The sequence below is a fragment of the Kangiella geojedonensis genome (assembly GCF_000981765.1).
Classification (GTDB): domain Bacteria; phylum Pseudomonadota; class Gammaproteobacteria; order Enterobacterales; family Kangiellaceae; genus Kangiella; species Kangiella geojedonensis.
In genome coordinates, this window is the sequence record NZ_CP010975.1 from 1,224,593 (window position 1) to 1,240,676 (window position 16,084).

Consider the following 16,084-nt stretch of genomic DNA (forward strand, 5'->3'; position numbering starts at 1 on the left):
TATTGATAAAAATACTATGTCTACAATCGGAACTCCTTTCTCATCCACTTCTAAGAAGGTCATGTTGCTCGGCTCAGGTGAACTTGGTAAAGAAGTCGCTATTGAGTTACAGCGCTTTGGCGTTGAAGTTATTGCCGTTGACCGCTATGAGCACGCCCCAGCGATGCAGGTGGCTCATAAAAGCTTCACAATCAATATGTTGGATGGCGCTGCTTTGCGGCAGTTAGTGGAGCAGGAGCGTCCTGACTTAATAGTGCCTGAAATTGAAGCTATTGCGACATCAACTTTGTTAGAGCTAGAAAGTGAAGGATTTACCGTTATTCCAACTGCTAGAGCGACAAATCTTACAATGGACCGAGAAGGTATTCGTCGCTTGGCTGCCGAGGAGCTTGGGCTTAAAACATCACCGTACCAATTCGCTGATACCTACGAAGAGTATCAGGCGGCGGTTAAAGAAGTCGGTATTCCGTGTGTAGTAAAACCAGTGATGAGTAGCTCCGGTAAAGGACAGTCGACCATCAAGTCAGAGTCCGATATCGATAAAGCTTGGCAATACTCACAAGAAGGTGGTCGCTCAGGCGAGGGTAGAGTCATTGTCGAAGGTTTTGTGGATTTTGATTACGAAATTACCTTGTTAACAGTCCGAGCCGTTAACGGTACCCAGTTCTGCGAACCAATTGGTCACACCCAAGAAGATGGAGATTATCGCGAATCTTGGCAGCCACAAGCGATGTCACCGCAGGCTTTACAACAAGCACAATACATGGCTAAAGCTGTGACGAATGACCTGGGTGGACGCGGTCTTTTCGGTGTTGAAATTTTTATTAAGGGCGATGAAGCTATTTTCAGCGAGGTCTCACCACGACCACATGATACTGGACTAGTCACATTAGTCTCTCAAGACTTATCTGAGTTCGCACTACATGCGAGGGCGATTCTGGGCTTGCCGATTCCAGTCATTCGACAAAATGGCCCTTCAGCCTCAGCCGTTATTTTAGTTGAAGGGGAGTCAAAAGAAGTGAGCTTTAGCAACCTTGAAGAGTCACTTTTAGAGCCTGATACTCACCTTCGCTTATTCGGAAAACCTGAAGTCAAAGGCAAGCGTCGCATGGGTGTTGCTTTAGCTAATGCAGACTCTATTGATAAAGCACGAGCAAAAGCTCGTGGTGTTTCATCTTCAGTAAAAGTTACACTTTAAGACAGGACTCAGGGGAGGGGAATAAACTCCTCCTCATCTCCAGGAACTTTAGGAAAGCGCCCGGCTTTCCAGTCCTCTTTAGCTCTTTCAATTCGTTCTTTAGAGCTAGAAACAAAGTTCCAATCAATATAACGTTTTCCAAGGTTTTCGCCGCCTATGATAGCTAACCGTGTGTTTTCCTGCGCAAGAACGCTTACATTCAGGTCTGTATTAATGACGGCCATAGAGTGTTCATTTACGACGGTACCGTCTACGGTTGCGCTGCCTTTCGCCACATAAATCGCTAGTTCTTCCGCTTTGGGTAACGCCAAAGACTGCTCGGAAGCGAAGTCTGCTTCTACATACAAGGTTTCAGCAAAAGTTTTGACCGGCGAGGATTCGCCGTAAGCTGTGCCCATCATAATTCGAAGTTTAATATTCTCATCCGTGACGCATGGTATGTTTTCGGCTGGGTAGTGGTGAAACTCTGGCTCCATCTCTTCTTTATCTTCGGGGAGTGCAAGCCATAATTGCAGAGCATGAAGGCTGTGGGCTGTGCTGCTAATTTCGGGCCGCTCTCTTTCCGAGTGCACGATGCCTTTACCCGCAACCATTAAGTTGATATCACCCGGCGTAATCGTTTGGTGGCTGCCTAAAGAGTCGCGATGAAGAATTTCACCTTCGAAAACATAGGTCACTGTCGCGATGCCAATATGAGGGTGGGGGCGAACATTAATGCCTTTTCCAGCCTTAAAACTAGCTGGTCCCATATGATCAAAAAACACCCAAGGCCCAACCGCTTTTCTGCCCACCGTAGGAAATAGTCGCCTTACCGAAAAGCCGCCAAGGTCTTTCTCTTTGGGCCCAATGAGTTGCTCTACCGCAGGGCAAGGAGATTCGGTGCACTCGTTATTGGGTTTTGCTTCTAGTAAGTTGCTCATAGTGTTCACCCGGTAAGACTGTTTAGTTCAAATTAGCAACTTTCTAATAATTAAACAAATTCAAAACATCGATATTTTGTATAACAGTTAATTATAACCAGCGTAAAAAATGAGCTTGTTAAAAATTCAACAAAACACCTCAAAGCAAAGAAACTAATGGCTCAGGAGCTTTATCCACAAGCTTATTAACTGATTTTGTGGAAATGACGTTTAGTAAAGCTTGGTAAAGGTGATGGCTTAATATTTGCTACATTCACTCTGGTGAAATACAATATCTGTGTATTTGAATAATGGTTAAACTATGAGCTTAAAAGTCATTCGAATGATTTTACTGTTTACGTTACTTTCCGTAGCGGGGCAGCTTATGGCTTTTAATCAGCATTGTGACATGAGCTCAATGCCTGCAACCACAAGTATGAGCATGGACCATAGCAACATGGACCATAATAGTCATAGTTCCGATGAAGTGGTTACAATGCCGTGCTGTGATATGGCATCCGGCTGCGATATGGCAACCTGTGTTGCTTTGATGTTGAATTCATCAGTTAGCCATTCAGATTTTTTCAGCCAGTCAAGCCTTGTAAGTTCGTACATTAATAACTTTCATTCTTTAGCGTTACACTCTCTCTATAAGCCACCAATTCTCAGTTAACCCAGGATAGATCTATCCATTTGAAGTTGGTGAGCGTTTATATCTCTTTTCTACACCGTTATAAATAGCTCAACCTGAATCTAAAAGACGTTCCGCGTCGAAGTAATGTTAATTCAGTAGAGAAAGGTTATGAGTACCCTTAAAAGCGCAATATTATTAGTAGCTGCTTTATTGTTTAGCTCTGTGACGAACTCACAGGCTGAAACGAATGGCTATGGATACACACTCGAGTCGACATTAATCATGGCTATAGAAAATGATCCATGGTTGAGAAAAAGTCAGTTTAAAGAATTGTCACTGTTATCACAGGCTGAGTCACAAGCCAGTCTGCCTGACCCGAAAGCCTCAATTAATCTAGCAAACCTACCGGTAGATGACTTTAGTTTTAACAGCCAGCCTATGACTCAGTTTAAATTAGGATTCAGCCAGACTTTTGCAAGGGGCGATTCACTCGACTTAAAGCGAGAAATAAATCAGCTTCAAGCCAGTGTCGAACCTACCATGAGGATAAACCGTAAAAACCAATTAATTATGGTGGTTGGAGCCTTGTGGCTTGATGTGCATAAAGCTCAACAAAGTATTGCGTTGATTAATGATAAGAAGTATTTGTTTGAAGAACTAAGAGAAGCGGCAGAAATTAGCTACACATCAGCATTATCACAAACCAGTCAACAAGTAATTATTCGTGCAGATTTAGAGTTAGCAAAGCTGGATGACCAAGTTACCGTTTACTCAGATAAGTTACACACTTCGATACGTCAACTTAGCGAGTATATTCAGCTCCCGCAGAGCTACTTAAGCGATAGAGAATACGGGAGTGTCTCCTTTGTTAGCCAATCATTACCACGAATGACTTTAATCGAAAAAAAGGATGGTTTTCAGCAGCACCCGCTGATTAAGTCGGTCGATCAAAGTATCAAAGCTTCACAAAAGGTGGTCAACTTAAAAAAACAAAGTTACAAACCCCAATTTACTGTAAATGGTAGCTATGCTTTTCGAGAAGATGCAGCTGATGGAATGCAACGTCCGGACTTCTTTAGCTTAGGCGTGAGCTTTGATATTCCGTTGTTTACTGGAAACAAACAAGATCTTGATGTGCAAAGCGCTGTTTACGATAAGGAAGCTAAGCTTGAAGAAAAAGCATTGCTATTGAATCACTTGATGTCCGCTTATAACACTGAACTTTCACGATTGAATAAGCTAAAAGAACGACACAAACTTTACAGCGAGTCAATCCTGCCCCAAGTTAAGCACCAAGGCGAAGCTTCTATGAACGCATATAGCAATAACGAAGCTGACTTTGCTGAGTTAGTGCGAGCACGTATTGATGAAGTTAACGTTCAACTCACAGCATTGGATATTGCAGTTGAAATCGAGAAAACAAAATTACGCGCTAACTACTACCAGGCTAAAACACCTTCTGAACTGTTAGCTCAGATAAGCTCTTCATACAAAACTACTGACGTCACTGATGAGTTGAGTCCCTCCAACAACCCAATCAACTCAGGAGATCGACATGAATAAAAAATCTATTGCTTATGCCGGTGTTGGCTTCTTATTTGGGGGGGTGGTTGTGTTGACTATGCTCCAGCTTTCTCCTGACAATACGGAGGGCAGCGCTAAAGCAAGCAAAGAACCTCTATATTGGGTTGCACCAATGGATGCTAGTTATCGTCGTGATAAGCCTGGTAAGTCGCCTATGGGTATGGATTTAGTGCCTGTCTATAAGGAGGGTGACGATTCTGGTGATAGTCTTGGCACCGTAAAAATTGCTCCCAATATCATCAATAACCTTAGCGTTAAAACGGGCAAGGTTTCGAAAAGTCACTTAGTTGACCAGATTAATACCGTTGGCTATGTTGCATATGATGAAACCACATTAACCCATATCCACTCGCGGACAGATGGTTGGGTAGAAAAGTTATATGTTAGCCATAACGGTGAGTATATCGAGGCAGGACAACCTCTTTATACCCTTTACTCACCAACCTTAGTCAACGCTCAGCAAGAATATTTATTAGCAAAAAAGCGAAACAGTCAAAGTTTAATGAACGCTGCAAAACAACGTTTACAATCGTTGAACTTTGGAGCTGAAGAACTTAAAAAGTTGGTTCGTACTGGAAGGCCGCTCCAAAATGTCACCTTTTATGCTGAGTCGGCGGGTCTTATTGATAACCTCAATGCAAGAGAAGGTGTGTTTTTACAGCCGGGTACGCGCTTAATGACCATCGGAAACCTAGACAGAGTCTGGGTTGAGGTGGAGTTGTTTGAGCGACAACTTCCTTATGTTGCTGTGGGGCAAAAGGTTGAAATGACGTTAGATTACTTACCATCCAAAATGTGGTCTGGTGAAGTTGATTATATTTATCCGATGGTCGACTCCGTCAACCGAACAGCAAAAGTGCGGCTGGAATTTGGTAACTCTGAACATCAACTCAAACCAAATATGTTCGCTAATATTAGCATTAATACAGAGTCTCATGAGCAGGTACTTCAGGTTCCGCATCATGCTGTGATTCGCACTGAAAATAATGATCGTGTTGTGCTTGCGCTGGGGGATGGGAAGTTCAAATCCGTTAGTGTGGAGCTTGGGCGTACCACCAGTGACTCAATTGAAGTTTTGAGCGGTTTGGTTGAAGGCGATGAAGTGGTGCTAAGTGGGCAGTTCTTAATCGATTCAGAGTCGAGCATAGAATCTGACTTTAAGCGCTTTACTGATAGTGATACTGGTCATGATGATCACGAAATGGCAAGCGCACCTCCATCAGCTAAAGTTACAGGAACCATCAATTCTGTTGATGCCGAGAGCCAAACGGTCAATATTTCACGTGGTCCTATTGAGAAGTGGAACCGAGGACCAATGACCATGGATTTCGACTTGGATGAATCTCTATCCATTGATGACTTCATGATTGGCGGCAACATAGAGTTCACATTTGAAGTACGTGACAGCGGCTTTTTTATTACTGAAATACACCAAGCGGTGAAGGAACATCAGCATGATTAATCAAACCATTAAGTGGTCAATAAAAAACCGCCTGCTGGTATTGTTAGCCACTGTCATCATTGCAGGCCTCGGTATTTATTCTTTTAAAAATACCCCAGTTGATGCGCTGCCTGATTTATCGGATGTTCAGGTTATCATTAAAACCAACTACCCTGGTCAGGCTCCACAGGTTGTTGAAGATCAGGTGACGTACCCTTTAACTACCGCCATGCTGTCAGTACCCGGAGCACAGACCGTTCGAGGCTTTTCATTCTTTGGTGACTCGTATGTGTACGTGATTTTTGATGAAGAGACTGACCTTTATTGGGCACGAAGTAGAGTACTGGAATACTTAAGTCAGGTTGCACCTAGACTACCTGACACTGCAAAACCACAGCTAGGACCTGATGCGACAGGTGTAGGCTGGGTGTATTTATATGCCTTAGTGGATAAAACCGGTAAGCACGATTTAAGTGAGCTGAGATCAATACAAGACTGGTTTTTAAAGTATGAATTACAAACAGTTGCAGGTGTGTCTGAAGTCGCTCCAGTCGGCGGTATGGTCAAACAGTACCAGGTAAAAGTCGATCCTGAAAAACTGAAAGCTCTAAACATTCCACTTGAGATGATTAAGGTGGCCATACAGCAAGGTAACCAAGAAGTGGGAGCCTCTGTGGTAGAGTTGGCCGAAGCAGAGTATATGGTCAGAGCAAGTGGTTATATCGACAGCACTGATGACCTTAAAAATATACCTCTCGGCACAAACATCAAAGGAACTCCGTTGTTGTTAGGCGAACTTGCTGAGATTACTACTGGCCCACAAATGCGCCGTGGCGTGGCAGATTTGAACGGGCAGGGTGAAGTGGTTGGCGGCATCGTGGTTATGCGTTATGGAGAAAATGCTCAAGCTACTATTGATGGGGTAAAAGCTAAGCTCAAAGATCTCAAGAAAGGTCTTCCTGACGGCGTCGAAATCGTAACCGTCTATGATCGCTCAGGTTTAATACAAGATGCCGTGAGCAATCTGTGGATTAAACTGCTGGAAGAGTTTGCGGTCGTAGCGTTAGTTTGTATATTGTTTTTGTTCCACATTCGCTCTTCCCTTGTAGCAATTATCAGTTTGCCAATAGGAATTCTAGCGGCATTTATTATCATGAAGTTGCAAGGTTTAAACGCTAACATTATGTCTCTTGGGGGAATCGCTATTGCTATCGGTGCCATGATTGATGGCGCGATCGTTATGATAGAAAATATGCATAAGCATATGGAGCGAACGCCTTTAACCAAGAAAAACCGGTGGGAAATTGTTTATAACTCAGCCAAAGAAGTGGGGCCGGCATTGTTCTTTAGCTTGCTAATCATTACCGTGAGTTTTATCCCTGTTTTCACCTTGGAGGCGCAAGAGGGCAGGATGTTTTCACCTCTAGCCTTTACCAAGACTTATGCCATGGCGGCATCAGCTGCACTTGCGATCACTTTAGTGCCAGTATTGATGGGGTATTTTGTTCGAGGGAAAGTTCGTGCAGAGCATGCTAACCCAGTAAACCGCATACTTACATTTATCTACAAGCCAGTACTGCGAACGGTGTTAACTTACCCTAAAACAACACTTTTGGCTGCTGTGGCTGTGTTGCTAATTGGTTTATGGCCCGTCAACAAAATTGGCACCGAGTTTATTCCTCCTCTCGACGAAGGCGATCTCATGTACATGCCAACAACTTATCCAAGTTTGTCGGTTGGCGAGGCTCGAGAGATTTTGCATAAAACCGATAGGCTAATTAAAACGGTTCCTGAAGTAAAAACGGTGTTCGGTAAAATTGGGCGTGCTGAAACAGCAACGGATCCAGCGCCATTAACCATGATCGAAACCTTTATCCAGTTTAAACCAAAGTCAGAGTGGAGAGAGGGTGTTACTACTGACACCATAAAAGATGAGCTGAACGCATTAGTAAAGTTCCCCGGGCTCACAAATGCTTGGGTTATGCCGATCAAAACGCGTATCGATATGCTCGCGACGGGCATTAAAACACCTGTTGGTATCAAAGTTTCAGGCCCTGACTTATCCAAAATTGAGGACATTGGTAAGCAGCTAGAAATTATTCTAAAAGATATTCCTGGGACAAGCTCAGTTTACTCAGAGCGTGTTGCAGGTGGGCGCTATATTGATATTGATATTGATCGAGTTAAAGCCGCTAGGTTTGGTTTGAGTGTCCAACAAATACAGAGTGTTATCGGCGCTGCTATTGGTGGTATGAACGTCTCTTATTCGGTTGAGGGCTTAGAGCGTTATCCGATAAATGTGCGCTACCCACAAGAGTATCGAAACTCGCCTGAGAAGTTGGCAGAGTTACCGATTGTAACGGCAAGCAAGCAACGAGTAGCTCTTGGGGATGTGGCCGATATCTCTGTTAAAGATGGACCGCCCGGTATTAAAAGTGAAAATGCTCGATTGAATGGATGGACGCTGGTAGACATCGAAGATGTTGACCTTGGCTCTTATGTTGAACATGCACAACAAGTCGTATCTGAAAAACTTGATCTCCCAGCAGGTTATGCCATTAATTGGTCTGGGCAGTACGAGTACATGTTACGAGCGAAAGAAAAGTTAAACTATGTTATACCGCTAACATTAGTTATTATCGTGTTACTGCTTTTCTTAAACTTCAAAAGTTTTGCCGAAGTCGCCATTATTATGGGCACATTGCCCTTAGCCATGGTCGGTAGTATTTGGCTGATGTACTTACAGGGATTTAATTTCTCAGTAGCGGTAGGCGTAGGTTTTATCGCTTTAGCTGGAGTCGCTGTTGAGATCGGTGTCATTATGTTGGTCTATTTGAATCAGTCGTATCAAGCAATGCTCAAAAACTCTCGCGAGATAGGAACATCACCAACTATTGAACAGTTAAAAGAGGTTGTTGACGCGGGAGCGGGGCAGAGAGTGCGTCCTGTAATGATGACTGCTTTATCAATTATCGTCGGCTTATTACCAATTCTTTACGGAACAGGTACCGGATCAGAAGTCATGAGCCGTATTGCAGCGCCAATGGTCGGTGGTATGGCAAGCTCAGTCATTCTGACGCTCCTTGTGATTCCCGCAGTTTTCTATTTGTGGAAAAAGACATCATTAAAACTTTAAGTTCTTATACCTAATGCCACCTTATTGGTGGCTTTTTTAGTCATTGTTATTGTTATTACTAGTGGCTTCTCAAGGGGCCAAAGTCCATAATTTTAGTTAAACAACCATTTACACATCAAAATGATATGATGTATCATATCATTTATGTTGATAAGGATAAGTGCGTGTATGCGAAATCTGAATGAAGTTATCGGCCATGCTGACCAATTCTGCAAGCAACAGGGTGGCAGGTTAACGGAGAAGCGTAAAGAAATACTTTCTCAGTTGATTAAGTCGAATAAAGCTCTGTCGGCATATGAACTTATCGATGCTTATAAGCAGGAGAGTGGTTCTGATATTCCACCCATGTCAGTTTATCGAATATTGGATTTTCTCGAAGAAGCTCAATTGGTTCATAAGTTGAAGTTGGCTAATAAATATGTCGCTTGCTCACATATCTGTAGCGATCATAAGCATGAAGTACCACAGTTTTTAATATGTGGAAATTGTAGTCGAGTAGAAGAAATCAGTGTTAGCCACACAACCATCAGTGACATCAAAAAAAGTGTTAAAAACGCCGATTTCAGTTTGGTTTCTCCCCAGCTTGAGATCAATTGTATTTGTAACCGTTGTATTCCTGATAAGGACTTGATGCAGGACTAAAATCATGCAAAATCCACAACCCATCTCTGACAAAATTGCGATTAGCCTTTCGTTGGCTTGCGCAGTACATTGTTTAATCACGCCGTTCCTTTTAGTCGCTATGCCTAGTTTGGCGGTGCTAGGGCTTGGTGATGAATTATTTCATAAAACTATGGCCATCTTAGTGATACCAACCAGTATCATTTCATTGACCATAGGGTGTAAAACACATAAAAAATACCGTTTGTTAATGTTGAGTTTCATAGGTTTAACACTATTGATTTCTGCTTTAATGCTTCACGAAAACCTAGGTGAAATAGGAGAAAAGCTTTTAACAGTTATTGGTGCTGCGTTTATCTCCTATAGTCATTACTCTAACTTCAAGCTTTGTCAGGCCATTAAACACTGCCCCTGCAGTGAAGATAGTAAATGATAGAGACCGATATGATAAAAGAACAACTTCCTGACATAACGAGTGATACATCAAGCCAAAAGAGCTACAGCTTACGGTGGGTAGGCATGGAAGGCATCGCCGTTCCTTTACACTTAAGCGACAAAGATGCTGTAGGGCAGGTTATTAATTCATCAACATCAATCTATGTAAGCCTGGACAGTGTAGAATCGAAAGGCATTCACATGTCTAGGTTGCATAAAAACATTAATCAATTATCAACCTTAAAACTGGCTAAGCAGTCTCTGGATAAACTATTAAGATCTGCTATTAAGTCCCAAGAGGGTATAAGTTGTAATGCAAAGGTTAGATTGGAGTTTGATGTAACTTTTGAGAAGTCTTCATTACTCAGTAAAAATAGTGGTTATCAGAGCTATCCAGTTGCGATAAATGGTGAAGCGTCATTAGATAATACGGATTATGAATACGAACTGACAATACCATATTCTAGCACTTGCCCGTGCTCTGCAGCCTTAGCCCGTCAGCTGTATAGCCAGCAAATTGATCAAAGGTTTGAGGGCGAGAGTATTAGTAAGCAAGAATTACTTAACTGGGTTCAATCAGCACAAAATAGTTTTGCAACACCGCACAGTCAACGATCTTACGCTTACTTAAAGCTCAAACTTAAACAGGGTGAGTTGTTGTCCCTGAAGTCTTTAATTACAGTGTTAGAAGATGTTATCGGGACTCCAGTACAAACAGTCGTTAAACGAGTCGACGAGCAAGAGTTTGCGAGACTGAATGGTCAAAACTTGATGTTTTGTGAAGATGCCGCAAGAAAGTTAAAGCAGTATCTAGAGCAAAATGATTCTATAGTTGATTATTGGATAAAAGTCGAGCACCAAGAAAGTTTGCATGCGCATAATGCAGTAGTTATGGACCAAAAACAGCAAGTATTAGACACCAAACTATAAATACAATGTTTTATATTAACCAACTTAGACCTGAACCAGCCTTCGGGATGCGTGTTAATATAAATCATAAATATTGTTTATAACAATCTATTATAGAGTAGGGGCTTGAGTGGAGTTTTTAGCAGATTATGGCTATCTTGGACTTTTTATATCTGCATTTTTAGCAGCGACGATTTTACCTTTAAGTTCAGAACTCGTATTAACTGGGCTTCTACTTAATGGCTTATCGCCTGCAAAACTTTTGCTGGTTGCTACCCTCGGCAATGTTCTCGGCTCTTTAACCAATTACGGACTTGGATTTTGGGCAAGTAAAGCCGTTGTGCAAAAGTGGCTCAGAATGTCTGAGCCGGAGTTTGAAAAAGCAGAGGGGCGGTTTAATAAATACGGTCTTACCGCATTACTCTTTGCGTGGGTACCGATTATTGGCGATCCTTTAACGGTTATCGCAGGAATCTTGCGTGTAAACCTTCTATGGTTTGTCATTCTTGTCACAGCAGGGAAGTTCTTACGATACTTTGTCGTGGCGAGCATCGTCATTAGCTAAAACCACAACAAAGATTGTCCTATAAATACAGGCATACTTAATATAGGTTGCAGCTATAAAATTATAGTAATAGGTAGAGCAGGCTGTGCATTGAAGCTGCTAAATAGACTTACAAATTTAGCAGTTACACCATTTTCTATTTGACATTTTTTAACAACTCATTATTTGTATTGGACCTAGAACTTGGTTATTGTGGGATTCAGCAAACGGGTGACCACACATCAATTTTAAATGTATAGGAGATACTTATGTTACGTTATGCCTTGATATTTTTAGTTATCGCATTAGTTGCTGCGGCATTAGGGTTTGGTGGTATTGCTGGTTCAGCAGCAGGAATTGCAAAAATTATTTTTTATATCTTTCTAGTGCTGCTAGTTATTTCTGCAGTTATGCATTTAATAAAAGGGAAGTAGCTATACAAGCTAGAATAAATCAAGAAGAAGGGCATTAACTTGCCCTTTTTATTTGTAAACAAATAGTATTATTTGGCCCCCAAAAACACTTTCAATGTGCTTTATTACGCCTAGCTATCACTAACCCAACGCCAACCAGAAACCAACAGCAATCATTAAACTTCCTGAGAGGCGGTTAATTAATCGTACATTGTCGCTGCGCTGCAAAACTCGTCTTAAAGTCTTTCCACCTGTGGCATAGAGCATCAAAAAAGTAAATTCACTTAACAGTATGATTACAACCAAGGCCGCGAGTTGTGGTGGCATCGGCAGTTCGGGGTTGATAAATGAAGGTAATAAAGACACGGTAAAAGCCCAGCCTTTAGGATTGGCTATCGCAGTAACAAAGCCTTGCGTCGCCAATTGGCGTCCCGACACACTCTTAGGACTGTTGTCGCCTAGCTCAATGGCCATCTTTCCGCGAGAACGCCACATCTGTATCCCAAGGTAAATTAGATAAGCGCCGCCACCGTACTTTAAAATCAAAAATGCCGATGGGTAATTCAGCATGACGCTAGCAACGCCAACAACAGCTAACACTGAAACCAACGCTACGCCAATCAATTCTCCCCACATCATGTACATGGTACGCCGAACACCAATACTCATACCAAGCGTTAGTGATAGGGTCATACACATTCCTGGTGTAGCAGAAATGACAAGAAACGTTGGAATAAACAGCAATAATAATGTTGTATCTAGCATCTTATGTGCGTGAACTTATGTAGAAACATGTGTTTTTCGATTAGCTAACCTATTGAAACTTTGTATAAATATGACTCAAATGATGACTTTTAGTTGTATTATTTGCAAGTGAATCTCTTAAAAAAATGTGTAATACAACAACTTCTCAATATAATCTCTGTTCTACTAACTGGAGCAAAAGGTATAGAGGCCAATTAGCAGCAGTAAAGCATTTATTAGTCGCAAAAAGGTTACTTTATTCACTCTTACCTGTAAAAAGACGCCAAACTGGTTGCCCCAAAGTGCAAAGGGTAAAAACGGTAATGCTGTTGTAAATTCACTTAGAGTCAGGATGCCTAAGACTGAAAAGCCCAATAGTTTGAATACATTCATAGCTGCAAAAAAAACGCTGGCGGTAGCAATAAACTTTTTTGGGCTGAACCCTTTTGCAGAGAGGTACATCATTAATGGCGGGCCTCCAGCATGAACTAAAGTACTGCTAAAGCCTGACAAACTGGACATAAATAAACTTCCAGCTTTGCTGCTTAATAGAGTCCATTTTGAGTTACCGAGTATTAAACCTTTAAGTGAGAAAATGATGCAGGTTGCAGCGATAACGATCTTAAGGTGGCTTATTGATACATAACTGACAACCGCATGAGCAATGAGTATTCCCATAACAGCTCCAGGAATGAGACTGTAGAGCAACTTGCTGTCCCATTTCATCCAGTAGCTTTTTACACTAAAGATGTCGGCTATAATTAAGATCGGGAGCATTAAAGCTATGGCTTGAGTAGCAGGGAGCTTTAACATTAGAAGGGGCACGGCGAAAACACCTAATGCCCCTGCAAAACCTGACTTAGAAACACCTGTAACGAAAACAACAAAAGCAATTAAGATGATTGTCATTAAATCCATAGGTTCGATACTGGGAGTTTCCTAGTGAACCAAAGGCAAGTCAAACCACAGAGCCTCTATACCTTCTAAAGCTTCTATGACGACCATATCGTTTTGCTCTAATGCAAACGCATCACCAGCGGAAAAAACTGTATTTCCAACCTTTATCGTGCCTTCGACTAAATGCAAATACCCTATGCGGTCTTTGGTCTTGAGCTCGTGGCTTTCAGAACGGATCAACCTTAAACGATAGAGGCTCGCATCTTGGTTTATTGATAGTGAATCATCAAGACCATTTGGTGTAACCAATGGGGTTAAGGGGCCATTCTGTTCAATCCGCTTTTGCTCATAACTCGGCTTGATACCTGTAATTTTTGGTTGAATCCATATTTGAAGAAAGTTCACAGTTTCTTCATCTGAAGCATTATACTCAGAGTGGGTTACACCACTTCCTGCGCTCATTCGCTGAACTTCGCCAGCAGGAACAGTGTATTTATTACCAGTGCTATCTTTGTGCTCTAATGCACCGTTAATGACATATGAGATAATCTCCATATCACGGTGACCGTGAGTTCCAAAGCCTTCTCCCGGTTGAACGATATCATCATTTATTACTCGTAACACAGAGACTCCCATGTGATTTGGATCATAGTAGCTTCCAAATGAAAAGCTGTGGTTACTCTGTAACCATCCCATATCAACGCGACCGCGTTCGTTTGATTTGCGAATATATTTCATGGTTAAACTCCACATTTAATCTGATGGAGCTAGTCTAGTATGGTTTAAACCATTTAAAAATTAGTGTTTTTAGCTTTAATTGTTCTTATTTAAAGAATGGTCCAGTTAAACACTTTCGGAGGTAGGTAATGACAAAGTCTTGTGCCGTAATTCGCCAATAAAGCTTCTAGCTGCAGGGCCAAGGCGATCACCATCTTTAAAAACTAAATGCAACTGTACATTTCTAATACGACCCTGCTTGAGTTTTAAAGGAATAAGTGACCCGTTGACTAACTCTTGATCTATTGAGCTCACAGGTAACCATGCAAAGCCTAGGCCTTTGGTGATCATATCAATAGATGTTCTCATATGACTGACTGTCCAGCGCTGATTAGCCCCAAGCCAACCTTCATCTTTTTCATGAGAAACGGCAGAGTCTCTAACAACTATTTGTCTAAAGGAACGTAAATCCTGAAGCTCAAGCTCTCTATCAAGCTGATGTAGTGGATGACTTGGGCAGGCCACTGCCATCATTTCTAGTTGGCACAACTCTTCACTAAAACTATCGCCCAACTCTATAGGTGATACGGCAATATCCGCTTCGCCACTTTCTAATAACTCATTAGCGCCTGCCAGAACAGACTCCATTATCTCGATATTGAGTAGCGGGTATTGTGAAGAAATACTGTCGAGTACCTCGTAAAGTATGCGTTGTGGGAACACCTCATCAACAGCCACTCTCAACTGAGCTTCAATGCCTTCACCAAGTGTTTGACCTACGGCTTCTACTTTTGCCGCCTCATCTAATAGGTAATTCGCTCTACGCAGCATCATCTCACCGGCTTTGGTGATTTCAGTTTTTCTACCAACAACCTTAAAAAGCTTTACGCCAAGTGTGTCTTCAATCTTGCCTACTGCGTTATGTATGCTGGACTGACTTTTATTTACACCCTCAGAGGCCTGATTGAAGCCACCGTACTCGACAACAGATTTAAACATTCTCCACTGTTCTAAAGTAATTCGTAACATTTGTTATCCTGTACTATTGATGATCATTTATGGTTATTTGAGTGGTGTAAACTGCCTGTTTGAGGAACTTCCACCATTATTTGTTTAAGGGTATTGCCGTCGATTTGTTTTATTTAATATAGATTGAGCTCTAACAAGATACAACCACAATCATTCTTATAAATCGAATAAAAGATATTGAATTATCGAGTTTTAATTGAAATCAGCAAATTATATTATTACAAGCATAGTTAACCTGAAACACATTCTTAAGTAACAATATTTCAAAGAGTGGGTGTAACTTAAACAAGTGAGTTTCATCGATATTCGTTTTAGGAGAGTCAAATGACTGTAATTACTCTCCAACTTAAACGTCAACGAGTAGAAGAGCTTCTAGTCCGGTATAAAAACGTTTCGGCAAGGACTTCTATGGCTATCGCAATCATGTCTATAGAACCATTACCTATGCTATGCATTTCCTCAACAATGAACCAAAATTTGAACAGCTTGTTGAAACCGCATTTGTTTATCACGATATAGGGCTTTGGACAGATCATGAATTGGTTTATCTTGAGCCATCAGAAGCGGTAGCGCTGGCTGACAATGAAAAGTATGAATGGGAGCTTGACGCTGATGCACTAAGAGGTGCAATTCATTGGCACCATAAAATTTCACCAAAAGGGCCTCACCAGCAAGTTATCGAAGCTTGCCGAAAAGCTGACTGGATAGACGCATCAAAAGGCTTCCTTCGAAAAGGGCTAAGTAAAACAACAATTAAGGAAGTTGAGGCAGCATTTCCAAACTTAGGTTTTCACGACACATTATTGCGACTTGCAAAAGAGTATGGTGGTTCAATGCTGGCGGGAGGTATAAAGGTTACTCGTGGTATAGTAAAGTGGTAGTG

Annotated in this window: 14 protein-coding genes and 1 pseudogene; 10 read left to right on the forward strand and 5 right to left on the reverse strand. The window is 41.8% G+C overall.

Annotation, left to right across the window (positions count from 1 at the left end; all coding sequences use genetic code 11):
* Positions 1–16 precede the first annotated feature (16 nt).
* The gene (gene purT / locus TQ33_RS05380; protein WP_046561150.1) at positions 17–1,198 is read left to right on the forward strand and encodes a formate-dependent phosphoribosylglycinamide formyltransferase; all 1,182 of its coding nucleotides are present in this window, start codon (positions 17–19) and stop codon (positions 1,196–1,198) included.
* An 8-nt stretch (positions 1,199–1,206) separates the two neighbouring features.
* Here the strand turns inward: purT and TQ33_RS05385 are convergent, their stop codons facing one another.
* Entirely contained in the window at positions 1,207–2,118 is a 912-nt protein-coding gene (locus TQ33_RS05385) for a pirin family protein (protein WP_046561151.1), read from the reverse strand.
* A gap of 781 nt (positions 2,119–2,899) precedes the next feature.
* Between TQ33_RS05385 and TQ33_RS05390 the strand changes: the two genes are divergently transcribed.
* The 8 genes from TQ33_RS05390 to TQ33_RS11760 all read left to right on the forward strand — a co-directional run bounded on the left by TQ33_RS05390 (position 2,900) and on the right by TQ33_RS11760 (position 11,835).
* Positions 2,900–4,294, forward strand: coding sequence for a TolC family protein (locus tag TQ33_RS05390; RefSeq protein WP_052735215.1), 1,395 nt, complete (start codon positions 2,900–2,902; stop codon positions 4,292–4,294).
* Positions 4,287–5,777, forward strand: a complete 1,491-nt coding sequence (locus tag TQ33_RS05395) for an efflux RND transporter periplasmic adaptor subunit (RefSeq protein WP_218915796.1) — start codon at positions 4,287–4,289, stop codon at positions 5,775–5,777. Before TQ33_RS05390 ends, TQ33_RS05395 begins: the two co-directional genes overlap by 8 nt.
* Positions 5,770–8,892, forward strand: coding sequence for an efflux RND transporter permease subunit (locus tag TQ33_RS05400; protein ID WP_046561153.1), 3,123 nt, complete (start codon positions 5,770–5,772; stop codon positions 8,890–8,892). Before TQ33_RS05395 ends, TQ33_RS05400 begins: the two co-directional genes overlap by 8 nt.
* Before the next feature lie 168 nt (positions 8,893–9,060).
* Complete coding sequence (locus tag TQ33_RS05405) at positions 9,061–9,534, forward strand: Fur family transcriptional regulator (RefSeq protein ID WP_046561154.1); 474 nt, start codon at positions 9,061–9,063, stop codon at positions 9,532–9,534.
* A 4-nt stretch (positions 9,535–9,538) separates the two neighbouring features.
* Positions 9,539–9,946 (forward strand): MerC domain-containing protein, encoded by a 408-nt coding sequence (locus tag TQ33_RS05410; protein ID WP_046561155.1) that lies wholly within the window; start codon positions 9,539–9,541, stop codon positions 9,944–9,946.
* Positions 9,943–10,878, forward strand: a complete 936-nt coding sequence (folE2, locus tag TQ33_RS05415) for a GTP cyclohydrolase FolE2 (RefSeq protein ID WP_228640467.1) — start codon at positions 9,943–9,945, stop codon at positions 10,876–10,878. The genes TQ33_RS05410 and folE2 overlap by 4 nt, the downstream gene beginning before the upstream one ends.
* 109 nt (positions 10,879–10,987) lie before the next feature.
* Complete coding sequence (locus tag TQ33_RS05420; RefSeq protein WP_046561156.1) at positions 10,988–11,422, forward strand: YqaA family protein; 435 nt, start codon at positions 10,988–10,990, stop codon at positions 11,420–11,422.
* 248 nt (positions 11,423–11,670) lie between these two features.
* Positions 11,671–11,835, forward strand: a complete 165-nt coding sequence (locus TQ33_RS11760) for a DUF1328 domain-containing protein (protein WP_046561157.1) — start codon at positions 11,671–11,673, stop codon at positions 11,833–11,835.
* A 120-nt stretch (positions 11,836–11,955) separates the two neighbouring features.
* On the opposite strand, the gene TQ33_RS05430 is transcribed toward TQ33_RS11760, so the two are convergent.
* The 4 genes from TQ33_RS05430 to TQ33_RS05445 all read right to left on the reverse strand — a co-directional run bounded on the left by TQ33_RS05430 (position 11,956) and on the right by TQ33_RS05445 (position 15,201).
* Complete coding sequence (locus TQ33_RS05430; protein ID WP_046561158.1) at positions 11,956–12,579, reverse strand: LysE family translocator; 624 nt, start codon at positions 12,577–12,579, stop codon at positions 11,956–11,958.
* 165 nt (positions 12,580–12,744) lie between these two features.
* Positions 12,745–13,467, reverse strand: coding sequence for a sulfite exporter TauE/SafE family protein (locus TQ33_RS05435; RefSeq protein ID WP_218915798.1), 723 nt, complete (start codon positions 13,465–13,467; stop codon positions 12,745–12,747).
* A gap of 30 nt (positions 13,468–13,497) precedes the next feature.
* Entirely contained in the window at positions 13,498–14,193 is a 696-nt protein-coding gene (locus TQ33_RS05440) for a pirin family protein (protein ID WP_046561160.1), read from the reverse strand.
* 105 nt (positions 14,194–14,298) lie between these two features.
* Positions 14,299–15,201 (reverse strand): LysR family transcriptional regulator, encoded by a 903-nt coding sequence (locus tag TQ33_RS05445; RefSeq protein WP_046561161.1) that lies wholly within the window; start codon positions 15,199–15,201, stop codon positions 14,299–14,301.
* A gap of 324 nt (positions 15,202–15,525) precedes the next feature.
* On the opposite strand from TQ33_RS05445, the pseudogene TQ33_RS05450 reads away from it, so the two are divergent.
* A pseudogene (locus TQ33_RS05450) lies at positions 15,526–16,082 on the forward strand (phosphohydrolase).
* Positions 16,083–16,084: the final 2 nt, after the last annotated feature.